Source organism: Actinoplanes sp. NPDC089786 (genome assembly GCF_040684855.1).
Lineage (GTDB): Bacteria > Actinomycetota > Actinomycetes > Mycobacteriales > Micromonosporaceae > Actinoplanes.
In genome coordinates this window covers 231139-253601 of record NZ_JBFBGU010000005.1, presented here as the reverse complement: position 1 = coordinate 253601, position 22463 = coordinate 231139, and the positions used below count along the sequence as shown (strand labels likewise).

Genomic DNA, 22463 nt, shown 5'->3' with positions numbered 1-22463 from the left:
AGTGACGTGGTTCATCCGGTCGACGAGGCCGCGCGGCGCAATCTCGAATCCATGAATGGCTTGCAGGGCGCGGTCAAGGCATATCACAAGGCGTACAGCGAACGCCTGGTCCGCAGCTCCCAGCTGGCCGAGAATCTGCGCCTGGGACCGCGCCAGATACCTGAGGTCTACCGATTGCTGCCGCCGATCTGCGAGGCCTTCGGCATCGAGGAGCCGGAACTGTTCCTGGCGATGGGCCCGGTGAACGCCTTCACGATCGGGCACACCCGGACCTCGATCACGATCTACAGCCAGTTGCTCGATCATCTCTCCCTCGACGAGGTCGAGGCGGTGCTGGCCCACGAATGCGGCCACATCCTGTGCGAGCACATGCTCTACCACTCGATGGCCCAGGTGATCGAGCTGGCGGTGAGCCTCGGCGGCTCGGCCGGCATCCCGTTCGCCTCGGCCCTGCTGAAGGTCGTGGCCGGGCCGTTGCGGATCTCGCTCAGCAACTGGAGCCGCAAGAGCGAGCTGTCGGCCGACCGGGCCGCGGCCGCCTACATGGGTGACCCCGACCCGATCCGCCGCGTCATGTTCCGCTTCGCCGGCCTGCGGCACGACTCGCCCTACACCCACGACGCCGGCCAGTTCAGCGCCCAGGCCCTGGAGTACGAGGCGCTGCGCGAGTCGCGCTGGGACCGCTTCCTGCAGTGGCAGGTCGGGCAGGCGTCGACCCACCCGCTGCTCGCGGTCCGGGTCCGTGAGATCGAGGGCTGGGCGACGACGCCGCGGTTCGAGAAGCTGGCCGAGCTGGCCGGCTACGTGCGCACCGCGCCCCGGTGCGGGATGTGTGGCCACCGGATCCAGGAACAGTGGCGGCACTGCCAGGTCTGTGGTGGCGCCCTGGCCGTCGCCGCGATGCCGGCGGGGTGAGGCGGCGATGGGGGTCTTCAAGAGCGAGCGCCGGTTCTGGACGGAGGTCACCGACCTGCGCCCGGTCGTCGACCGGACGGCCGAACACTTCCGGGGCAAGGGTTACACGGTCGCCTCGGCCGAGACCGGCGCCGGGGCGTGGGACGTCGACATCACCCGGACCGGGGTGTTCCGTACGGTCTCCGGGATGCGGACCGCACTCAAGGTACGCCTGGAGCCCGAACCGGGCAGCGTCCTGGCCCGGGCCGGGGTCGGCATCCTGGGCCAGCAGGCGCTGCCCACGGTGGTGTCGATGCTGATCTTCTGGCCGATCCTGGTCACCCAGATCTGGGGCGCGATCCGCTCGGCCAAGGTCGACGACGAGGCGCTCGCGGTGATTGAGAAGGCGCTGTCCGGGGCGCCGGCGCCGGCCCCGTCGATCTGCCCGCATTGCGACGCCCCATACGACGGCGGCCGGTTCTGCACCGAGTGCGGCGGCGCCCTGGTCACCGGCTGACCGGGACCCTCCCGAGGTCGCCGAGCAGGGTGGCCAGCGCCCCGGCGGCCGGGCCGGCGTACTGCGCGATGCCGTCGCCCAGGTCGACGTGGGTCGGCCCGACGCCCGGCGTCATCACGGCCGAGAACCGGCGGGCCGGCAGCCCGGGGTACGCCATGGCCGCCGTCACGCCGCGCTCCGCGGTCAGCCAGTACACCGCCAGGTCGGTGAACAGGACCGCGGCGGCGCCGGGCAGCTGCACCACGGCCATCGTGCTCTCCCGGTCGGAGACGCCGCCCAGCTTGCGGACCCTGCGTTCGGTCCGGCTCCGGCCCGCGGGTTCGATCACCATGCCGGGTACGGCGTCAGCGTGGTCCCGGAGAACGTCGAGCACCGTCCGCCGGGCCGGTGGCGGCCCGGGCACCCGGGCCAGGTTCGGCCCGCCCTGGCCGTCGGCCCTCCACTGCGGACGGATGTGACCGTCCGCCTCCATCGCGCGGTTCACGAACTGGTAGAGGTCGACCACGTTGATGAACGCGGCGCCGGGCGGGGCGGCCTCGCCGCGCATGCCGCGGACCAGATAGTCGGTGAACGGGCTCATCCCGCCCGGCTCGGCCGCGTCCGGGGCCCGCTGTTTCGCGCTGCTGGCGGCCAGCACGAACCGGCCCTTGCCGCCCAGCTCGGTGGTGAGGTCGCCGCCTTTGAAGGCGCCGGCGTGGCAGCAGTCCAGCAGCACGATGGTCGCCGCGGCGGCGGTGCGCGCGATCAGCTGGCTGATCTCCTCGGTGCCCAGCGCCCCGGCCACCCGGCCGAGGACCGACCCGCGCCCGGCCAGCCGCAGCGATCCCCATCGGTCGGTGAATCCGTGACCGCTGTAGTAGAGCAGGACGACGTCCTTGCTGCCGGCGTCGCCCAGCAGCCGTTCCATGGCGCCGCAGATCTCGTGGGCCTGCCGGTCGGTGACCGTGGTGACGTCCTCCGGCCGGAAGAGGCCGGCCGGCTCGGCGGTCAGCGTCCGGCGCACCTGCTCGACGTCGTGCCGGGGGCCGTTCAGGTCGGTCAGGTTGGCGTCCTCGGGGAAGTGCCAGTTGGCGGCCAGCACGGCCCGGTACCGGTAGTCGGTCATTCCTGCTTCTCCAGGCGCGCCATCGCGAACTTGACCAGCCGGTCGTACTCGGCGCTGTCGATGCCGTGGCCGCTGAGCACGAAGCTCTCGGCGCGGCCGTCGACGGTGTAGCTGATCTCGACCCGGCGGGTCCGGTCCCGGGTGATCCAGGCCCGCAGGCATTCGAAGGCGCCGTTGAACGCGCCCGCCCCGGCCAGCGCGATCAGCACCGTCTCGACCACGCCCTTCTCGCCCGCGCCGGGGGTGGCGTCCCGCCGGACGCCGCCGACCTCGCGATGCAGCTCGTCGAAGAGCTCCTGTTCCTGGTCGGCCCAGGCGTCGCTCTCCGGGTCGTACCTGTCGGTGCCGGGCTTGATGGTGAGCGTGATGGTCATCGTCTCTTCCTCAGTCGTCGACCCGCCGGAACGCGCGGGTGAGGTGTACGAGCAGCTCCGGCATGGTGAGCCAGGCCTTCTGCAGTGAGCCGCCCGGACGGAGCAACCGGGCCGACGTCACCCGGTCGTCGCGGAAGTCGCACGAGAGCCGGCCGATACCGCCGAGGATCATGTCGAATCGCCCGCCCACGGAGTGCGCCACGCGCTGCGCGGAGTCGCTGACCCGGCCGAGGACCCGGCCGATCTCCACCTCGACGCCGCCCGCCCGGTCGTAGAGGTGGAACTCCCCGGCGGCCACCGAGGCGGCCGCCCGGCGTTCGCCGGCCTGCTCGGTCAGCCAGCCGATCAGGTCGGCGCCGTCGAAGTCGAGCTCGCCCTTCCACACCGTGCCGCCGAACCCGAGCACCACCTCGAACGGCTCATCGGTCAGAACAGCCGGCGTGCTATCCACCAGAGCACCCAGATCAAGGCCCCGGCGGCCATCACCAGGCCCCCGACCACGAGAGTGACCCGGCGGTCCGGCGCCGGTCCTGGGCCCGGCCCCGGGCCGGGGCCGGCTTTTCCCAGCTCGGTCACCCGGTCCACGGTGCCGTCGACGAGCAGGACGGCCACGTCGTCCGGCACCGCCGCGTTCGCCGCCTCCGCGCCTTTCAGGGTGGAGAGCAGGTGGGTCGTGAAGGCGTACCCGTCGCCGCCGGCGGCCAGCCGCTCCACCCGGCGCCGGAAGGTGTCGAGCGCGTCCGGCTTCTCCCACGGCCCGGCCCACGAGCGCGGGCCGTCGTCCCCGTCCGCCGGGGCCGGCGTCCCGGGCAGCTCCCGCAGCGCCGCGCCGACCAGCTCGGGCACGTCGGCCCGGGCGGCGCCGCCGAGGATCTCGTCGACCACCGTGCCGCCGAACGACTTGTCCAGCAGCTCGCCGAACCGGGCCCGGCCGGCGTCGGTCAGGCCGGCGGTGAGCAGTTTCCGGGCCACGTCGAGGTCGGCGGCGACGTCCTCGACCACCACGGTGTAGCGCACCTCGGTGCCGATGACGTCGCGCCGGGCCGACGGCACGCCGGAGAGCAGGAAGCAGAGCCGGCCGTCGCGCCCGGCCACGATCAGCTCCGCCTCCTCCATCAGGACCTGGTCGGCCACCGGGGCCCACCAGCGGTCGGCCGGCTCGTCGCCGATGAACTGGTAGTCGTTGGCCCGGGCCGTTCCCCGGGTCATCAGATAGGTCTTCACGGCGTCACCATTCCTCGACCCGGCGGTCGTACGGGGTGGTCGCCAGCTTCTCGACGGCCTCCTGGAGCTGGAGCCGGCGGCGCTCCCCGGCGGCGATCTGCGCCTGGTTGGCCGCGCGGGCCAGCCGGTTCCGCCGGGCCTCGCCGCCCAGGTAGAACGTCAGCGCGCGGCGGAAGCCCTTGGCCTCCACCTTGCGGGCCAGGAGCTGCTGGTAGGCGCCCTGGTACTCGTCGATCTCCTGCTTCTGCACCGTGTCCCAGCCGGACATCACGCAGCGGCACAGCTCCTGCATGATGGTGGCGGCCGCCTTCACCGCGATGCGCGGCGGGTTTCCCCGGAACCGGTAGTGCGCCTCGAAGTCCAGATGGTCGAGGACCGGGTTGGCCGGCCAGTGCGCCTCCATCAGCTCGACGCAGCCGTACGTGTCGATCGGCGCGTAGAGGACCCGGACGTCGCGGTCCTGCGCCTCGGCGGCGACGATCTCGAGCAGCGTGCCGTACTTCTCGCGGACCTTCTGCTTGAGCCGGTCGGCGTCCCGGCCGTGACCGCCGTTGTCGCCGAAGTACTTCTCACACTTGATCGGCGCCAGCACCAGCACCGCGGGCTCGTCCCGGTACTCCTCCATGTTCCGGGTCATCGCCCACTTCCGGGCCACCGCCTCGACATCCTCGAAGGCCAGCAGGTCGGGCACCGCGCGCCGCTGGGGCGGGGTGACCGCCTCCATCAGCACCGCCGAGTCGATCGGCACCAGCAGCATCACGCTCTCGCGGATGTGCGCCTCGCACCTGGCCCAGTCGGTCGCCGCGCGCGAGCTGGACTCCCGGACCGCCGGATCGAGCCAGCCGCCGGGGAAGTCGAGGATGCTGAACGGGATGTCGATGGTGTCGTCGCCGGCCGACTGGAGCATCAGCGTGTACTCGGATTTCTCCTGGGTGCCCTTGAGCGCGGCCGCGTTGAACTCGCCGGCCTCCAGGGCGCCGCGGAGCTGGCGACGGTTGGCGCGCACCCGGTTCGCGGTCTTCTCGTCCGGGGTGATCGCCACCGGGCTGCCGGCGAGCAGCCGCTCGGTCTCGGCGAGGATGGCCGTCAGCAGCGTGGTCTTGCCGACCCGGCTGGGACCGACGACCGCCGCCTTGAAGGACGGATTCATCTGGTGTTCCTCTCCTGCCTGACGGCGGTGGTGTCCAGGGCGGCGACCAGGTCGCGCAGCACGCTGCGCAGGTGTTGCACCCGGGCGGTGGCCAGCGCGGGTCCCTCCGGGCGGCCGGGCCACAGCTCGTCGCGGAAGGCCTCGGCCATCCGGCGGAACTCGGCCTCGGAGCCGGCCGACCGGATGAACGCGTCCTCGAACTGCTCGGCGTAGGCCAGCAGGACCTGCGCGGCGATGGCCGGTTCCTCGGCGAGGATCCCGCCGGCCTCGTGGGCGGCCTGCCGGACCAGGTGCGACAGCCGGGTGAACAGCTCGCCCGCCCCGTCCGGCGTACGCGGGACGGTCAGCAGGGCCGCCATCTGCACCGGGTCCTGGCCGTCGGGCTCGGGCCGCAGACCGTTGAGCACGGTACGCATCCGCGGCAGCACCCGGGTGCGGTAGTCGAGCCGCAGGTCGAGCACGAACTCCAGCGAGCCGGCCAGTTCCGGGCAGGGCTCGGGCGCCTCCTGGAGCCGGACGGCCAGGTCGCGCAGCGCGTCGCCCGGCGGGGCGCCCTCGGCGACCGGCGCCAGCCGGGGGCCGAGCGCGGCCACCAGCCCGGCCCAGAACTCGTCGCGGCGCTCGTTGAGCAGCTCGTCGATCGTGCTGAGCCGCCGGGCCACCTCGTTGCGGATGTCGTTGAGCTCCCGGGTGGCGAAGGCCAGCGAGGCGTCGTCGACCAGCATCTGGTTCAGCGCCCGCGTCCGCCACCCGTCGACACCGTCGTGGAAGCCCTCGACCGCCCACTCCCGGACACTGTTCTGCAGGCTCTCCACGCGGCGGAAGAACTCGTCGTCCTCGTAGTTCTCGGCCGCCCGGCCCCGCAGCTGAGCGACCCAGGCCTGGATCGACACGGCCAGCTCGGCGCGCAACTGCTTCGCCCGCTGGAGCAGCTGCTCCACCGCGTTCGGCGTCATCACCGACCGCAGCGCGCCCTGCAGGGCCTTGGCCTCGGCGAGCAACTGGCCGCGCAGCGCCGAGCTCAGCTCCACGGCGTGGTCGACAGCCATGCGGTCCATCCGGGGCAGCGCCTCGGCCAGGTGGCCGAGCACCGGCACGAGCACCTTCTCGCGGACCGCACCGGGATCGGCGGCGTCGGCGACGATGGTCCGGTACGCCGATCCGCCGCCGCCCTCGTTGACCCGCTTGCTGATGTCGGTCAGCAGCGCCTCCACGTTGCCCGGCGGGCAGCCGCCCTCGTTGACCAGGATGGCCACGAAGTCCTGCACGGTCACCGCGCCGGCGGCGCGGATGATCAGCCCCAGGCCGGCCGCGTCCTCGGCGAACCAGGCCGCGTTCGTCTCGGACGGCCGCTTGACGATCAGCACGAAGTCGACGTCGTTCTTCAGGCCGCTCAGGTGGTGTTGCTCGGCGCCGGCGGTCAGCTCGCCCAGTCCCGGCATGTCGCGCAGTTCGAGGTCGTTCACCTCGTCCACCGGGAACCGGCAGAGGATCCGCGCGTCGCGCACGGCCAGGTAGCGGCGGTCCGGCCGGCTGTCGCCGGGCGGCGGGTAGGCCACCCAGCCGCGCAGGTCCTCGAGTTCCACCCCGGTGCGTGTCGCCGGTCAGCCAGCCCCGGAAGGACTCCACCGACTCCTGCATCTCGCGCAGCCGGACCAGCATCGGGCCGGCCTTCGGGCGGCTGTCCGGATCGACGCCGAGCTCGGCGCTGGTGGCGGGATAGCGCTGAACGGCGAACTCCTGGATGGTGCGTGGCGGCGACGGCAGCTTCAGCTCCTCGTGGTAGCCGCTCAGCACCTCCTCGCAGAACGAGCTCTCCGAGTGCATGGTCAGCACGGCCTCGCGCTGGGCGAGCGAGTGCGAGATGCGGCTCCGCACGGCGGTCACCGGCAGGCCCGCGCCGGCCGGGATCTGCTCGTCGGTCAGGCCGGTCATCGACTGGAGCAGCGTGCTCTTGCCGTTGCGGGCGCGGCCGCTGACCCCGATGTTCAGCGTCTGCCGGCTGACCCGGGCCCGCACCGCGGCCAGCGCGGCGAGCACCTCGGCGACCCGGCGCCCGGAGGCGGGCAGATCGATCTCGTCGAGACCGGCCGGCGTGCTGTCCGGACCGTCGCGGACCGCGGCCAGCGCCCCGCCCAGGTCACCGAGCCGATCGCGGACCCGCTCCCAGGCCGCGATCTCGCGATCGACACCGGGCAGCAGCCGGCGGCGATCGGCCAGGACGGCGGAAATGCGGTCGTTGATGTCATTCATGGCGCCATCCTCGGTTCGAATCGCAGCCATGGTATCGGCGAAGAAAAGATCAACCGGTTCCTGCGGACGGTCAATTACCTGACCATTCGAAATTGATCAGTACGCGCTCGGGAAAACTCAGATGAATGAATCGCCGACAATTCACCGTGCAATTTGCACCGGGACGGGGGTAAAACTGGAGGGATGGGTCCCCTGAATGGAGTACGCGTGGTCGAGCTGGCCGGTTTGGCGCCCGGGCCGTTCGGCTGTATGGTGCTGGCCGATCTGGGCGCGGACGTCGTCCTGGTCGATCGCCCCGGAACGACACAACCGGCGCTGCTGCGCCGCGGCCGCCGGGTCGTCACGCTCGATCTCAAGACGCCGGCCGGCATCGACGGGCTGCTCAGCCTGGCCGACCACGCCGACGTGCTGGTCGAGGGCTACCGGCCGGGGGTCGCCGAGCGGCTCGGCTGCGGCCCCGACGTCTGCCGGCGGCGCAACCCCAGGCTGGTGTACGCGCGGCTGACCGGCTGGGGGCAGGACGGTCCGCTGGCGGCGCGCGCCGGGCACGACATCGACTACCTCGCGCTGGCCGGCGCCCTGGCCCCGCTCCAGCCCGAAGGGGAACGGCCGCACGCCCCACTCAACCTGCTCGCCGACTTCGCCGGCGGCGGGATGGTGCTGGCCGTGGGGGTGCTCGCCGCCCTGCTGGAACGCGGACGGTCGGGCGCCGGGCAGGTGATCGACGCGGCCATGGTGGACGGGTCGGCGCTGCTCACCACGTTCGTGCACGAGTTCCCCGCCGCCGGCCTGCTCGACGGGACGGCGCCGTTCTACGACACGTACGCCACGGCCGGCGGCGGGTTCATGGCCGTCGGGGCGCTGGAGCCGCCGTTCTACGCGGAACTGCTCGCCGGGCTGGGCCTCGACGGCGACGACGATCTGCCCGCGCAGCATGATCCGGGGGGCTGGCCGATGTTGCGACAGCGGATCGCGGCGCGGTTCGCGGAGCGTACCCGGGACGAATGGTCCTTGATCTTCGCCGGCCGCGACGCCTGCGTGACGCCGGTCCTGTCGCCGGCCGAAGCGCCCGCGCACCCGCACAACCGGGCGCGCGGAACATTCGTCGAGGTCGGCGGCGAGGTGCGGCCGGCGCCCGCCCCGCGCTTCAGCCGCACTCCCGCCGCGTCACCTCAGCCACCCGTCGTGGCCGACCTCGACGATGTGATCGCGGGCTGGGAGGCCTAGCGAATCGGCTCGTCGGCCGGCGGCTCCCAGTCGCCGGTGGTCGCGTCGCCCGGGGTCGGGTTGGCGACGCCGGGGCCGGTGCGGGGCCGCCGCGGGAAGCTGTTCGGGCCCGCCGTCCCGCCGGTCGTGGTGGCCACGCCGGGCGTCTCGTGCGGCCCGCCGTCGCGGAGCTGCTCGGTGTCGGTGCCGGCGGCCAGCGTGCTGGACAGGCCGGGGTCGTCGTCGCCCTTCTCCGGCCGATAGGTGCTCGGCTCGTCGAACGCGCCCGCGCCGTACTCCCCGCGCCCGATCTCCTGCTCCGCCTTGCGCTGCTCGTCAGTCATGCCACCCGAAATGCCCCCGCCGCCACCGGTCAAACGCGTTAGAAAACCCACCCGGCGGGTACGCCTGCCGCGTGGCCGATACCGCGATCTTCGACGTCGACGGCACCCTCATCGACACCAACTACCACCACGCCATCGCCTGGTACCGGGCGTTCCGGCGGTTCGACATCACCCGCCCCCTATGGCGCATCCACCGCGCCATCGGCATGGGCGGTGACCAGCTCATCCCCGCCGTGGCCGGCCAGGCCGCGCGGGACCGGCACGGCGACGCCCTCGAGGACGCCTGGAAGACCGAGTTCGACAAGATGATCGACGAGGTACGCCCGTTCGACGGCGCGCGAGACCTGCTGGCCGAGGTCAAGTCCCGTGGCTTCCGCGTCGTGCTCGCCTCCTCCGGCAAGAAGCCGCACGTCGAGCACTACCTCGACCTGATCGACGGCCGCTCGGTGGCCGACGCCTGGACCACCTCCGAGGACGCCGACCACAGCAAGCCCGAGCCCGACCTGGTCCGGTCGGCGCTCGACCGGGTCGACGGCGCCACCGGCGTCATGATCGGCGACTCGACCTGGGACTGCGTCGCCGCCGGCAAACTCGGCGTGCCGACCCTGGCCGTCCGCACGGGCGGCTTCTCGGTCGAGGAACTCACCGAGGCCGGCGCCGCCCGGGTCTTCGACTCCCTGATCGACCTCCGCGACGCCCTCGACGACACTCCCCTGGCCCGCCCCAGCTGACTCTTTCATGCCTCTGGAACCAGCGGGATGCGGCTTTACCCCTCCGGAGCCGGCGGGATGCGGCTTTACCCCTCCGGAGCCGGCGGGATGCGGCGCCGGACGTCCTCGACCGTGGCCGGGCCGGGCTCCCAGGCCGCGACCCAGGCGTGCTCGCTCGGATGGGTGATGATGCCGTCCTCGACGAACGCGTAGCGGCCGGCCATGGCACGCTTGGCGACCCGCACGTCGATGTCGTCGGTGTTGTCCCACAGGGCCGCGAACAGCGCGTCGGCGCGCAGGCGGGCCTGGCGGCAGAAGGCGTCGGCCAGTTCCAGGCCCTCCGGGTGCAGGTCGCGCTCGGCCCGGGCGCGTACGCACACCGCCGACATCGCGAACAGCTCGGCCCCGATGTCCACGATGCGACCCAGGAAGCCCTGCTTGCGCTCCATCTTGCCCTGCCAGCGGGACATCGCGTAGAACGTCGACCGGGCCTGCTTACGGGCGGCGCGCTCGACGTACCGCAGGTGGCCGGCCAGCGGGCCGAACTCGGCGTACCCGTTGGGGGCCTGCCCGCGCCCCACCGCCAGCGTGGGCAGCCACTTCGCATAGAACGCCCCGGCCCGGGCCCCCGCGCGGGCCTTGCGGCCGAGGCCGGCGTCGGGGTCGATGATGTCGCCGGCCACCGACAGGTGCGCGTCCACCGCCTCGCGGGCGATGAGCAGGTGCATGATCTCGGTGGAGCCCTCGAAGATGCGGTTGATCCGCAGGTCGCGCAGGATCTGCTCGGCCTCGGCGGACCGCTCGCCGCGCGCCTCCAGCGAGTCGGCCTTCTCGAAGCCCCGGCCGCCCCGGATCTGGATCAGCTCGTCCGCCACCTGCCAGGCCATCTCGCTGGCGAACAGCTTCACCAGGGCGGCCTCGATGCGGATATCGTTGCGGTCGTCGTCGGCGATCAGGCAGCACAGGTCCAACATGGACTCCATCGCGTAGGTCGTCGCCGCGATGAACGACAACTTCTTCGCGACCGCCTCGTGCTGCCCGACCGGACGCCCCCACTGAACCCGGTCGGCCGACCACTCCCGGGCGACATTGAGCGACCACTTGCCCGCGCCCACACACATCGCCGGCAACGACAGCCGCCCCGTGTTCAGCGTGGTCAGCGCGATCTTGAGCCCCTTGCCCAGCCCGCCGATCACATTCTCCGACGGCACGAACACGTCATGAAACCGGGTGACGCTGTTCTCCAGCCCGCGCAGCCCGAGAAACTCGTTGCGCCGCTCCACCGTGATGCCCTCGGCGTCACCCTCCACCACGAACGCGGTGATCCCCTTCCCCGGCACCCGGGCCATCACCACCAGCAGCGTCGCCACCGTGCCGTTGGTCGCCCACAGCTTCACACCGTTGAGCCGGAAGCCACCCTCGACCGGCTCCGCGACGGTGCCCAGCCGGGCCGGATCGGAGCCGACATCGGGCTCGGTCAGCAGGAACGCGGACACCTCGCCGCCGGCCAGCCGGGGCAGGAACTTCTTCTTCTGCTCGGGAGTGCCGAAAATCTTGAGAGGCTGCGGTACGCCGATCGACTGATGCGCCGACAGCAACGCCCCGATCGACGGGTTGGCCGACCCGACCAGCGTCAGCGCCTTGCAGTAGTGCAGATTCGAGAGGCCGAGCCCGCCGTACTCCCGATCGATCTTCATCCCGAAGGCGCCCAGCCGGGCCAGACCGTGAAAGACCTCATCCGGGATCCGGGCGTCCCGCTCGATCTGAGCGCCGTCGATCTCGTCGCGGGCATAATCACGCAGCCGCCCCAGGAAGTCCTCGGCGTCGGGCCGCGCTTCGGCCGACGGCCAGGGGTCGATCAGGTCGAGCCGGAACCGGCCGAGAAAGAGTTCCTTGCCGAAGCTGGGCTTACGCCACTCGGCCTCGCGGGCGGCCTCCGCCACCTGCCGGGCCTGCTTCTCGGAGACGTTGGTGGTCACGGCTCTACCTCCTCGCTCGGAGGACTGCTTACTTACCCCGCCAACGTCACGCTACTCGCGAGTAGCGCCCTTGACGATCCCCGCCGCCCCATCTTTCCAACCACACCACCGCGCTCTGCCCACCGCCCACCCGAGCGCGGGCCGCGAGGCGCGGGCCGCGAGGCGCGGTCGCGGGTTGCGAGGCGCGGGGCGCGGGTTGCGAGGCGCGGGGCGCGGTCGCGGGTTGCGAGGCGCGGGCGCGTGGCGCTCCGCCCACCGCGCTCCACCCACTGCCTGCTGCCCACCACCCGCCGCTCCACACACCACGCACCGCCCACCGCCCGCCGAGCCGCGCCGGCATCACCGGCGCCTCATCACCCTCCGCGTTCCGACCGCAATCCCAACCGAAGTCCTGCCCTCGAGTTTCGGCCCGCTCTCTTGCTCGCGCGCTCCTTTGCTCTGAGCGCGTATAGGCACCAGTTCGATGGTGGCGGTATCCGGATGTTGCCCGCATCTGAGTGGTGCCTATATGCGCTCAGAGCAAAGGACCCACGGAGGGGTGAGGCGTGAGGCGGTCGCAGAGGGGGCGAGGGCACGGGACGCCAAAGCGGCCGCAGGGAGCAGGGCGGTCGAAGCGGCCGGGCGTCAGCAGAGGCAGCCGCTCCCAGGGCAAGGGCAGGGCGGTCGCAAGGCCGGGCCGCCGCAAGGGCCAGGCCACCGCGAGGGGTTTGGGCGCGGAGCGCCCGGAGGGTGACCACCCGCGCAGAATGAAGGGTGTGCGGCTCTGTTCTGGCCGGTCACGGCCTTGGAGCCGCGCGCCCGGCCTCGGCGGGAGCGACGGTCAGCACCGCCCACCCAGGCACGACATCAAGCCCTTGATCTTGAAGCGGGGTGGCGAGACGAAGAAGGCGCCTCGGCGGGAGCGACGGTCAGCACCACCCACGCACGACATCAAGCTCTTGACCTTGTGGCCTGGATGACATCTAGTCTCGTGACTATAGTGGGCGTTTCGCTCGTGGTGCACGCGGTTGCGATGAAGCGCGGGATACGGGGAGCGGACACATAGGATGATCGGCACTGCCCGATTGAGTGAGATATCCGGGGGTCGCGGTGACGAAGCCTGATTGGGTGCCTGGCAACGTGGACATCACCGTCCCGCATGCGGCGCGGATCTATGACTATGCGCTTGGCGGTGATCATCACCTCGAGGTGGATCGGGAGTTCTGGGAGCGGGCCAAGAAGCTGATGCCCAGCGCGGAAGTGCTGGCTCGGGCCAACCGGGCGTTTCTCGGGCGGGCGGTCCGGTGGCTCACGAGCGCGGGAGTCACCCAGTTCCTCGACATCGGGTCCGGGATCCCGACGATCGGCAACGTGCACGAGGTGGCCCAGGAGGCCAACCCCGAGGCGAAGGTGATGTACGTCGACATCGACCCGATCGCGGTCGAGCAGAGTCGCAGCCTGCTGCGGGGCAATCCGCGGGCCCGGGTGATCGAGGGTGATCTGCGCCGGCCCGAGTCGGTCATCTACCACCCGGACGTGCTCGACCTGCTCGACTTCGCCCAGCCGCTGGCGGTGCTGACCGTCGCGGTGTGGCACTTCGTGCCGGACGCCGCCAAGCCCGCCGAGATCATCACGAAGATCGGTGACGCGCTGGTCAAGGACAGCTACCTGGTGCTGTCGCATCTGGGACACGATCCGACGCCGGCGGGGCAGGAGGAGCAGGCGCGGGTGGTGAAGCTGTACGAGAACACGCCCACCCCGGCGACGATCCGGTCGGCCGAGGAGGTCGCGGCGCTGATCGGGCCCGGGTTCGAGATCCTCGAGCCGGGCGTGACGGCGGTGTCCGACTGGTTCGCGGACCCGGAGGACGCCGACGATCCGCGGACGCCGACGGGGCTGGGCGCGGTGGCACGAAAGCGCTGACCGGCCCCGGGCCCTGTCACCCACTCGGGGTGACATGACCTGCCGCAATTTACTGATGGTGCCCAAACGGTCACCCGCCGGGGCGCGGCGGGGGCCGCGAAGGCGCACGTCGGCCGCTGGCTGCCGGGGCGCTAAACGCCGATCCGGGTGTCCGGGGCTGCGGTGGCGTCCTCCTATCCATCATGGTCGGATGTCCTCGCCCCCTCGGCCCGTGAGGCGGCCGACCGAAGGGACCGCCGCCATGGCCGACCGCGATGCCACATCATTGCCGTCGGCCGACGTCTCGGAGACCGCCCGCCGGTGGACGGCCGCCGTCGCCGCCGTGGGGTTCCTGCCCGCGGGCCGCGCGCGCACCCGGGCCGACCTCGAACGTCTGCTGCACGAGGTGCTGGCGATTCTGCGGGCGGCGGACCCCGATCCGGCGGCGGGGCACGCGGTCGGGGTGCGGCTGGTCGAGCTGCGGATGGGGTCGCCGGCGGCGATCGGCGCCACGGTCACGTTGCTCGCGGAGTGGCTGCCCCGGCTGGTCCCGGAAGCGGCCCGGGACGGTATCCCGGGCGTGCTGGGTCAGCTCGCCGCGGGCGCCAGCAGCGCGCAACGCACGGCCGCGGTCCGCGCCGCCGAGACGCTGAACGGGGCCGAGAAGCTGCACTGGCGGAAGGTCTTCGCCGAGCAGCAGGAGCGCCTGCGCCACCAGCAGCTGCACGATCCGTACTCGCACCTGCCGAACCGCGCCTTCCTGCACGCCCACCTCGCCGAGCGGATCGCCGCGGCCGGCGCCTCGGGGCGGCTCGGGGTGTGCCTGCTCAGCATCGGCGACTTCGGCCGGCTGTCCGACGCGCACGGTGACGCCCTCGACGACCTGCTGGCGGGCATCGGGGCGCGGCTGGACCGGCTCGCGGCCGAACACGGTCACTTCGCGGCGCATCTGGGCGACGACCTGTTCGCCGTCGTCACCGCCACCGGGTCGCTGGACGATCTGGTCAAGGCGGCCGACCAGGCGCGGCGTGCGGTCACCGGCCCCCTCCCGATCGTCGACGGGCTGTTCGAGGGGGCGGCGGCCGGCACCGACCCGCGCCGGTGGATCCGGAACGCCCGCCACGCCCTGGGCTGGGCGCGGCAGGACGGGACCGAGCGGGCCGTCTTCGACCCGGACCGGGCCGCCGCCGACCTCCGCCGCCGGAACACCGCCGCGGCCATCCCGGACGCCCTGGCCGGCGGCGAGTTCGTGTGCCACTACCAGCCGATCGTCGACCTGGGCACCGGTCGGGTGGTCGGCGCCGAGGCCCTGGCCCGGTGGCAGCGGGGCGACCGGCTGCTCGGGCCGCACGAGTTCATCGCGCCGGCCGAGCAGAACGGGACGATCCACCGCCTCGGCGCCGCCGTCCTGGAGCAGGCCTGCCGGCAGGCGGTCGCGTGGCGGGCGGCCGGCGCGCCGCTGCTGATGAGCGTCAACGTCTCGCCGCACCAGCTGGCCGATCCGGGTCTGACCGCGACCATCGCGGGCGTCCTCCGGTCGACCGGTCTGCCCGCCGACAGCCTGCAGCTGGAGATCACCGAGAGCGCGGCCGTCGAACGCTACGAACACGTCCTGCGGGACGTGGCCCGCCTGGGTGTCGGCATCGCCCTCGACGACTTCGGCACCGGGTTCGCCAACGTCGGCGCCCTCACCCGGCTGCCGATCACCTGCGCCAAACTCGACCGGCGGTTCATCGGCGACCTCGCCTCGGGCACCCGCTCGGCGCTCGGGGTGCTGCGGCATCTGCTGGGCCTGTTCCAGCGCCTGGACCTCACCGTGGTCGCCGAGGGCATCGAGACCGCGGCGCAGAAGGACCTGCTCAGCCACCTGGGCTACCGCCTCGGCCAGGGCTTCCACCTCGGCCGGCCCCAGGCCGCCGAGGGCTTCCTGGAGAAGAACTCCGACGACTACGAGGAGATCGCGGGATCGGCGCCGGGCGAGTGACCGATCGTCGTTGATGTCGCAATAACCCCGAACGGGCCGGGGCATTTGGAGCCCTTTGGTAGCTTGCCCCCTCGTGAGTGACGACGATGGTGCGCGGGTTGTCCGGCGGCTCCTCGACGCTGCTGACGGGCGGGTGGAAGCGGCCCGGCGGGTGCTCGGCGGCGTGGACGAGCGGGCAAGGATGACGCGGCGGCGGCTGCTCGGGGCCGGCGCCGTCGCGGCGGGAGCGTTCGCCCTGGGCGGGTCGGCCTCGGCCGCCACCCCGCCCGAGGTGCGGGCCCGCGCCACCACGAAGCCCCGGCCGTCGGCCCCGCCCCGGCGTTCCCCGGGGCCGGCCAAGCCGCGGACGCCCGCCATGCCGGTGCTCAAGAAGCCGGTCAACACGATCGCCGACTACCACCGCTCGGTCGGCGGCCCGGCCTTCCCGTCCGACGTCATCGCGCTGACCATCGACGACGGGCCACATCCGGTCTGGACGCCGAAGATCCTGGGGTTGCTGGCCAAGCACCACGTGCCCGCGACCTTCTGCATGATCGGCAACCAGGTCCTCGGCCACGAGACGGTCGCCAAGGACGTGGTCCGCGACGGCCACCACCTGGCCAACCACACCTGGAGCCACCCCACCCACCTGGGCACCAAGAGCGGCCGGGTGATGCGGCGCGAGCTGAGCCGGGCCCAGGAGAAGATCCACGACGTGACGGGCCTGGACACCACGCTGTTCCGGTCGCCCGGCGGGGACTGGTCGCCGGCCCTGCTCGGCGCGTCGGCCAAGCAGGGCCTGATCGCGCTGGACTGGAGCGACGACCCCCGCGACTGGGCCAAGCCGGGCGTCGCCCACATCCGGCGCCGGCTGATGGCCGCCAAGCCCGGCCAGATCCTGCTCTGCCACGACGGCGGCGGCGATCGCTCACAGACCTACACCGCGCTGTCCACGGTGATCCCGGCCCTCAAGGCGCGCGGCCTGCGCTTCGTCGCCCTCGACCGCAAGCCCGCACTCTAGGCGGGACTGGAGTCCCGTCGCAGGGTCGAAGGATCAAGAGCTGGAGGTCGTAGCTGGGAGGGTGGTTCGGACCGCGGCTCCCGCCGAGGGTCGGCTCGCCTCCGGCTACGCCTCCACGCCCGTGCCCACTCACCCTCTTGCGCGATCCCACATCGTCCCGCCACCCACACAGCCCCGCCGCGACATCGGCTCTCAGAGGGAGACCTGCTGGGTGGCCTCGGCCGCGGCGGTCAGGAAGACGAGCGTGGCACCCAGAGGACGAGGGCCGCGCCGAGCAGCACGGCGAGCCACGCGAGGCGCGGGCGGGACACCGGCCCAGCCTCGCACGGCGATCAGCCGGTCAGGGCCGCCACGGCGAGATCCACGTCGGCCTCGGTGGAGTAGATGTGGAAGGACGCGCGGACGCGGCCCGCCCGCACCGCGGCCCGGACGCCGGCGGCGGTCAGGCGGTCTGCCGCGCCGGGGGCGTCGACCGTGACGATGGCGCTGGTGCCGGGCTCGCGCCCGAGCCCGGCCAGGAAGCGGTTGGCCAAGGCCACGTTGTGGTCGTGGATGTTCTGGACGCCGATCTGCTCGACGGCGGCGAGCGCGGGGGCGGCGCCGACCCAGCTGAACCAGGCCGGCGAGACGTCGAACCGGCGCGCGTCGGTGGCCAGGTGCATCTCGGGGCCGTAGTACGAGTTGTGCACGTCGGCCCCCGCGTACCAGCCCGCGGCGATCGGACGGAGCGTTTCGCGTACCGCCGGGTTCAGGTAGGCGTAGGCCGTGCCGCGCGGGTTCATCAGCCACTTGTAACCACCGACCGCCACCACGTCGGCCAGGGACGCGTCGAACGGCAGCCACCCGCACCCCTGCGAGGCGTCGACGACCACCATCGCCTCGACCGACCGGGCCGCCGCCACGATGCCCGCGTAGTCGGCGACCTCGCCGGTCGCCGACTGCACCAGTGAGAAGGCCACCACGTCGCAGCCGCGGGCGACGGTGTCGACCAGCCGGTCGACCGGCACCGTGGTCACCTCGAGCCGGTCGCCCTGCACCAGCCACGGGAAGAGGTTGGAGGTGAACTCGATGTCGGGCACCACCACCCGGGCGCCGTCCGGCAGCCCGGCGGCGACCGGCGCGAGCACCTGGGACACCTGTGAGCCGACCGTGACATCGGCCACCGGCACGCCGACGATGCGGGCGAAGGCGGCCCGGGCCGCCTCGGTCGCCCCGCCCCACCCTTCCCAGCTGATCGCGCCGGCCCGCCACTCGGCCAGCGCTTCCTGCAGCGCGTCCCAGCCGGGTTGCGGCGGGAGCCCGAAGCTCGCCGTGTTCAGATAGCCGGGCTCGGCGTTCCAGGAGATGTCCACGCGATCGAGTTTTCCATCGGGCCGCCGGGGGCGGGAGAGCCAGTCAGCGGCACTGGCTGTCGCCGGAGTCACACCGGACCCGCGGAACCGGCTGTTAATAGCCGGTTAATTCGGCACAATCAAGGCGTGCGAAGGCTCCGAATCAGCGCCCGCCTGACCGCGACCATGCTCATCCTGCTCGTGCTGCTCGGTGGCATCGGGGCGGTCGGCGTCGCGGCGATCTTCGCGCTGCGGCGGGCCACGGCGACGGTCGGCGACTACCGGAAGACGACCCGGCTGGCCGGGCAGGTCAAGTTCCGGGCCGCCGACTTCAACGGCTGGCAGACCGCGTACGCCTTCGACGCCGTACGCGGCATCAAGGACGCGACCACCGACTCGGCCACCAGCCGCAAGGCCTTCCTCACCTCGGCCGCGGCCTTCCGGGCCGAGCTCACCGACCTGGAGCAGCACGGCCGGCTCACCGAGGCCGAGCGGCGGGGCGTCACCGCCGCCCGGGCCACGTTCGAGCGGTTCATGAGCCTCGACCAGCAGATCGCCGACGGCTACCGCGCGGGCACGCCGGCGGGCCGCCAGACCGCCGGCGACCTGGTCATGGGCGACGAGATCGTGCTGTTCAACGACATCGCGCGCGAGATCGAGGCGGTCGTCGGGGCGATCGACACCGAGGCCGAGGCGGCGGTGGCCGAGGCCGAGGCGGCGGCCGGCCGCTCGGTCACGATCATCGTCGTCGCCGGGCTGACCGCGCTGCTGATCGGCGTCGCGCTGGCCGTCCTGCTGGCCCGGTCGGTGGTTCGGCCGCTCGGCGCCCTCAACCGGCGGCTGGCCGAGATCGCGGACGGCGACGGCGACCTGACCCAGCGGATCACCGACCGGGCCCGGGACGAGGTCGCGGACGCCGCCGCCGGTTTCAACCGCTTCGCCGACCGGATGCAGAAGCTGGTCGGGGACGTGGGCGCGCGGGCCGAGGAGGTCTCGGCGGCGGCCGACCAGCTGCGTACGGTCAGCGCCGACCTCGCCGACGGCGCCGAGCAGACCAGCGTCCAGGCCGGGCAGGTGAGCAGCAGCGCCGAGGAGGTCTCGGCGATCGTGTCGACGATGGCCGCGGCGGCCGAGCAGATGAACGCGTCGATCGGCGAGATCGCCCGCAGCGCCGGCCAGGCGTCCGCGACGGTGGAGAGCAGCGTCCGGGCGTCGGCCGAGGCCGGGCAGACGATCGGCCGGCTGGGCGCCGCCTCGGACGAGATCCAGTCGGTCGTGCAGCTGATCACCGCCATCGCCGCGCAGACCAACCTGCTGGCCCTGAACGCGACCATCGAGGCGGCCCGCGCCGGCGACGCCGGCAAGGGTTTCGCCGTCGTCGCGGGTGAGGTGAAGGACCTGGCCCAGCAGACCGCGTCGGCCACCGAGTCGATCGCCCGGCAGGTGGAGGCGATCCGGTCGGGCAGCGAGGCGGCGGTCCGGGCCATCGATCAGATCAGCGAGGTGGTCGGCGAGATCAACCACGCGCAGCTGACCATCGCGTCGGCCATCGAGGAGCAGACCGCCACGACCAGCGAGCTGAGCCGCAACGTGGGCGAGACCGCGGTCGGCGCCGGTGAGATCGCCGCGAGCATCGGCGGGGTGGCCGGCACCGCCCAGCGCACCACCACCGCGGCGGCCAGCACCAGCGCCACCGCCGAGACGCTGAGCCGAGCCTCGGCCGAGCTGCGGTCCCTGGTCGGCGCCTTCCGCTATCGGTAACCGGTACCGCTCAGCGGGACTCGGCATCGTGCCGGACGGGTCGCCGGCCCGACACTGACGTGATGGTGGACCGACCTGAACTACCGGAGCCGGACGCGGACGAGACCGGCCCGTACACCCATCTGGGTTTCGCCCGCGCGAAGCCGGGCCTCGAGAACGAGGTCGAGGCGCTGATCCTGGCGCTGGTGGAGCCGCTGCGCGCCGAGGAGGGCGCGATCGAGTTCCACGTGCATCGGGATCGGGCCGACCGGCGGCTGTTCGTCATCTACGAGATGTTCCGGTCCAGGAAGGACCTGGAACGGCACGTCGCCCAGCCGTACACGCAGGATTTCATCCGTGCCATGCGGCCGCTGGTCGAGGGCCCGCTGCGCCAGCAGTTCCTGCGTATGTCCAGCGAACTGCCGGGGTGATCGCATGGGTCTGGTCGTCCTCGCCCTGATCACGCTGACGCTGGCGTTCGGCCGGCGGGCGTGGGCGCGTCTGCGCGGAAAGCCCTTGCCCCGCCTCGGCGTCCGCCACCCGGACACCCGGCCACCGGCCGGTGAACAGCAGGACGGCGAGGTGCTGGTGGTCGGCGCCGGGCCCAGCGGGCTGATGACCGCGGCGCTGCTGCTGCGGCAGGGCGTGCCCGTACGCATCATCGACGCCAACGCCGGGCCCTCCACCGAGTCGCGCGCGTTCGCCGTGCAGGCCCGCACCATCGAGCTGTTCCGCTCACTGGGACTGGCCGACGAGCTGCTCACCCACGGCGTGATCGACACCGGCATCAAGTTCCACCTGAGGGGCCGGTACGCCGGCGGGCTCGACTTCGACCGGGCCCGCGCCGCGGACACCCCGTACCAGTTCATCCTGATGGCGCCGCAGAGCGAGGTCGAGCAGATCCTGCTGGCCGACCTGGCGCGGCACGGGCTGACCGTGGAGCGGAACACGCGGCTCGACTCGTTCGAACAGACCGCCACCGGCGTCCGGGCCCGGCTCAGCACGGGCGACCTGACCTGCCGCTACATCGTCGGGGCGGACGGCTCGCACAGCGTGGTCCGCAAGCAGCTCGGCCTCGGCTTCACCGGCGAGGGGTACGCCCAGCGTTTCCTGCTCGCCGACTGCCGGGTGGAGTGGCCGTTCGACCACACCAGCTTCCGCATCTTCATGAACGGCGAGCGCATCGGCCTGTTCCTGCCGCTGGACGGCGCGAACCGGTCCCGGGTGATGACCACCGACCACGGCGGCGAGGACACCCTCGAGGCGATCGAGCAGGCCTTGCGCGAGGCGATGAACGTGCCGGTGACGCTGTCCGAGCCGGTGTGGACCACCCGCTACCAGGCGCATCTGCGCCAGGCCGGCCGCTACCGGGCCGGTCGTGGCTTCCTGGTCGGCGACGCCGCGCACATCCACTCCCCCGCCGGCGGCCAAGGCATGAACACCGGCCTGCAGGACGCGGCCAACCTGGCCTGGAAGCTCGCGGCCGCCCTGCGCGGCGCCGGCGACGACCTGCTGGACAGCTACCACGACGAGCGGCACCCGGTCGGCGTCGACCTGCTCCGGTTCACCGACCGGCTCTTCCGGGTGGCCGCCGGCCTGCACGGCTGGCGGGCCCGCCTGCGCGACCGGGCCGGCCCGTTCCTGATCGGCCGGATGTCGGCGGCGCCGCTGCCGCACCGCAAGGCGTTCCGCCGGCTGTCACAGATCGGCTTGGCGTACCGGCCCGGCCCGTACGCGGTCAACGAGCTTCTCCACTCGCTGGACGGTCCGTGGGCCGGGCAGCGCGCGCCGGACGCCCGGATCCGCACCGGCCGCCAGATGTTCGACCTGCTGGCCGGCTACCGGCTGCGGGTGATCGCGTTGTCCCGCCAGCCGCTCGACGACGCGGCCGTCACCCGGCTCACCGCCGAGCTGGCCGGCCTTCCCGCACACATCGTCGCCCGCGTCGCCTGCCGCGCCGACGAGCGGGTCGAGCTGGTCGACGCGGTCCAGGTCTTCGACGCGTACGGCCTGCGGACCGGAACCGCGCAGGCGCTGTACGTCATCCGCCCGGACGGCTACGTGGCGTGGCGCTGCGACGAGCTCGACGTCGACGCCTGCCGCGCCTTCCTCGCCCGCATCCCGTCCCCGATCGACCGGGAGGTGCCCGCCTGATCGGGTTCTCCTGAGGCGGCTTGCGCGCGGGCCGCAAGATGATCTCCATGGTGATTGTCGCGCCGGTCGCGGGGCTGCTGCTCGGGTTCCTCGACTTCGTCTGGATCAAGTTCGTGCCGTTCCCGTTCGGCGGGCTCGGCAACTCGATCGCGGTGTGGGCGGTGGCGGCGTTCCTGCTGACCTGGTCGCGACGCCGGCCGATGGGCCCGTCGATCGCCGGCGCGGTGGTCATGCTGGTCGTGGCCGTGCCCGCCTACTACGTCGCGGCGGCGCTGATCCAGGGGGACGACTGGTCGAACATCTGGGCGGTCACCTCCTTCCTGTGGATGGGGCTCGGGGTGGTCGCCGGGGTCGTCTTCGGCGCGGGCGGCGTGCTGGCCCGCTCACCCGGACGGCTGCGGCTCCCGGCCCTCGGCCTGCCCGCCGCCGTGCTGGTGGCCGAGGCGATCCTGCGGCCCGGCGACCTCGCCTACGTCGTGGTGCTGGTCCTGCTGGCCCTCGGCGTCACCGTGCTGGTCGCCCCGGCCTGGCGGGACCGGGCCCTGGCCCTGGCCTGGGCGGTGCCGCTCAGCGCGGTCGGCTACCTGCTGATGATCGGCACCGCCTTCAGCCGGTGA

Annotated in this window: 21 protein-coding genes; 12 read left to right on the top strand and 9 right to left on the bottom strand. The window is 72.6% G+C overall.

All coding sequences use genetic code 11. From position 1 onward, the window contains the following. The first annotated feature begins 51 nt into the window (after positions 1–51). Together AB0O15_RS19565 and AB0O15_RS19560 are read left to right on the top strand one after the other, a co-directional pair. Positions 52–915, top strand: a complete 864-nt coding sequence (locus AB0O15_RS19565) for a M48 family metallopeptidase (protein WP_364320195.1) — start codon at positions 52–54, stop codon at positions 913–915. 7 nt (positions 916–922) lie between these two features. Beyond that, positions 923–1411 carry a zinc ribbon domain-containing protein gene (locus AB0O15_RS19560; RefSeq protein WP_364320193.1) on the top strand — a complete coding sequence of 163 codons (489 nt, stop codon included), beginning with the start codon at positions 923–925 and terminating at the stop codon, positions 1409–1411. Here the strand turns inward: AB0O15_RS19560 and AB0O15_RS19555 are convergent. The 6 genes from AB0O15_RS19555 to AB0O15_RS19530 are packed head-to-tail and all read right to left on the bottom strand — an operon-like array spanning position 1401 to position 6850. Further along, positions 1401–2516, bottom strand: coding sequence for a caspase family protein (locus AB0O15_RS19555; protein WP_364320191.1), 1116 nt, complete (start codon positions 2514–2516; stop codon positions 1401–1403). The genes AB0O15_RS19560 and AB0O15_RS19555 overlap by 11 nt on opposite strands. Further along, the gene (locus AB0O15_RS19550) at positions 2513–2890 is read right to left on the bottom strand and encodes a hypothetical protein (protein WP_364320189.1); all 378 of its coding nucleotides are present in this window, start codon (positions 2888–2890) and stop codon (positions 2513–2515) included. Before AB0O15_RS19550 ends, AB0O15_RS19555 begins: the two co-directional genes overlap by 4 nt. A 10-nt stretch (positions 2891–2900) precedes the next feature. Continuing rightward, a complete protein-coding gene (locus tag AB0O15_RS19545; RefSeq protein WP_364320187.1) occupies positions 2901–3341 on the bottom strand; it encodes a hypothetical protein in 441 nt (146 codons plus the stop codon). Beyond that, positions 3317–4114 carry a hypothetical protein gene (locus AB0O15_RS19540; protein WP_364320185.1) on the bottom strand — a complete coding sequence of 266 codons (798 nt, stop codon included), beginning with the start codon at positions 4112–4114 and terminating at the stop codon, positions 3317–3319. Before AB0O15_RS19540 ends, AB0O15_RS19545 begins: the two co-directional genes overlap by 25 nt. Before the next feature lie 4 nt (positions 4115–4118). Then, on the bottom strand, positions 4119–5264 hold the full coding sequence (locus AB0O15_RS19535; protein WP_364320183.1) for a hypothetical protein: 1146 nt from the start codon (positions 5262–5264) through the stop codon (positions 4119–4121). Continuing rightward, the gene (locus AB0O15_RS19530; protein WP_364320182.1) at positions 5261–6850 is read right to left on the bottom strand and encodes a hypothetical protein; all 1590 of its coding nucleotides are present in this window, start codon (positions 6848–6850) and stop codon (positions 5261–5263) included. Before AB0O15_RS19530 ends, AB0O15_RS19535 begins: the two co-directional genes overlap by 4 nt. 235 nt (positions 6851–7085) lie before the next feature. Here AB0O15_RS19530 and AB0O15_RS19525 point away from each other — a divergent pair, with 235 nt between their 5' ends. Together AB0O15_RS19525 and AB0O15_RS19520 are read left to right on the top strand one after the other, a co-directional pair. Continuing rightward, on the top strand, positions 7086–7613 hold the full coding sequence (locus AB0O15_RS19525) for a hypothetical protein (protein WP_364320181.1): 528 nt from the start codon (positions 7086–7088) through the stop codon (positions 7611–7613). Positions 7614–7700: 87 nt separating this feature from the next. Then, positions 7701–8744 carry a CaiB/BaiF CoA-transferase family protein gene (locus AB0O15_RS19520; RefSeq protein WP_364320179.1) on the top strand — a complete coding sequence of 348 codons (1044 nt, stop codon included), beginning with the start codon at positions 7701–7703 and terminating at the stop codon, positions 8742–8744. Here AB0O15_RS19520 and AB0O15_RS19515 read toward each other — a convergent pair. Continuing rightward, positions 8741–9067 (bottom strand): hypothetical protein, encoded by a 327-nt coding sequence (locus tag AB0O15_RS19515; RefSeq protein ID WP_364320177.1) that lies wholly within the window; start codon positions 9065–9067, stop codon positions 8741–8743. The genes AB0O15_RS19520 and AB0O15_RS19515 overlap by 4 nt on opposite strands. Before the next feature lie 71 nt (positions 9068–9138). Between AB0O15_RS19515 and AB0O15_RS19510 the strand changes: the two genes are divergently transcribed. Next, the gene (locus tag AB0O15_RS19510; RefSeq protein ID WP_364320175.1) at positions 9139–9798 is read left to right on the top strand and encodes an HAD family hydrolase; all 660 of its coding nucleotides are present in this window, start codon (positions 9139–9141) and stop codon (positions 9796–9798) included. Between the two features lie 65 nt (positions 9799–9863). Here the strand turns inward: AB0O15_RS19510 and AB0O15_RS19505 are convergent, their stop codons facing one another. Beyond that, positions 9864–11756, bottom strand: coding sequence for an acyl-CoA dehydrogenase family protein (locus AB0O15_RS19505; protein WP_364320173.1), 1893 nt, complete (start codon positions 11754–11756; stop codon positions 9864–9866). A 1107-nt stretch (positions 11757–12863) separates the two neighbouring features. On the opposite strand from AB0O15_RS19505, the gene AB0O15_RS19500 reads away from it, so the two are divergent. The 3 genes from AB0O15_RS19500 to AB0O15_RS19490 all read left to right on the top strand — a co-directional run bounded on the left by AB0O15_RS19500 (position 12864) and on the right by AB0O15_RS19490 (position 16621). Continuing rightward, positions 12864–13658, top strand: coding sequence for an SAM-dependent methyltransferase (locus AB0O15_RS19500; RefSeq protein WP_364320171.1), 795 nt, complete (start codon positions 12864–12866; stop codon positions 13656–13658). A 241-nt stretch (positions 13659–13899) separates the two neighbouring features. Further along, on the top strand, positions 13900–15621 hold the full coding sequence (locus AB0O15_RS19495; protein ID WP_364320169.1) for a bifunctional diguanylate cyclase/phosphodiesterase: 1722 nt from the start codon (positions 13900–13902) through the stop codon (positions 15619–15621). 73 nt (positions 15622–15694) lie between these two features. After that, complete coding sequence (locus tag AB0O15_RS19490) at positions 15695–16621, top strand: polysaccharide deacetylase family protein (protein WP_364320167.1); 927 nt, start codon at positions 15695–15697, stop codon at positions 16619–16621. Between the two features lie 332 nt (positions 16622–16953). Here AB0O15_RS19490 and AB0O15_RS19485 read toward each other — a convergent pair whose 3' ends face one another. After that, positions 16954–17973, bottom strand: a complete 1020-nt coding sequence (locus AB0O15_RS19485; RefSeq protein WP_364320165.1) for an aminotransferase class V-fold PLP-dependent enzyme — start codon at positions 17971–17973, stop codon at positions 16954–16956. Positions 17974–18099: 126 nt separating this feature from the next. On the opposite strand from AB0O15_RS19485, the gene AB0O15_RS19480 reads away from it, so the two are divergent. From AB0O15_RS19480 to AB0O15_RS19465, 4 genes are all read left to right on the top strand, one after another. Beyond that, the gene (locus AB0O15_RS19480; protein WP_364320163.1) at positions 18100–19713 is read left to right on the top strand and encodes a methyl-accepting chemotaxis protein; all 1614 of its coding nucleotides are present in this window, start codon (positions 18100–18102) and stop codon (positions 19711–19713) included. Positions 19714–19775: 62 nt separating this feature from the next. Beyond that, a complete protein-coding gene (locus tag AB0O15_RS19475) occupies positions 19776–20123 on the top strand; it encodes a putative quinol monooxygenase (RefSeq protein WP_364320161.1) in 348 nt (115 codons plus the stop codon). Positions 20124–20127: 4 nt separating this feature from the next. Further along, entirely contained in the window at positions 20128–21846 is a 1719-nt protein-coding gene (locus tag AB0O15_RS19470) for an FAD-dependent monooxygenase (protein WP_364320159.1), read from the top strand. Positions 21847–21884: 38 nt separating this feature from the next. Beyond that, entirely contained in the window at positions 21885–22463 is a 579-nt protein-coding gene (locus AB0O15_RS19465) for a DUF6518 family protein (protein ID WP_364320157.1), read from the top strand.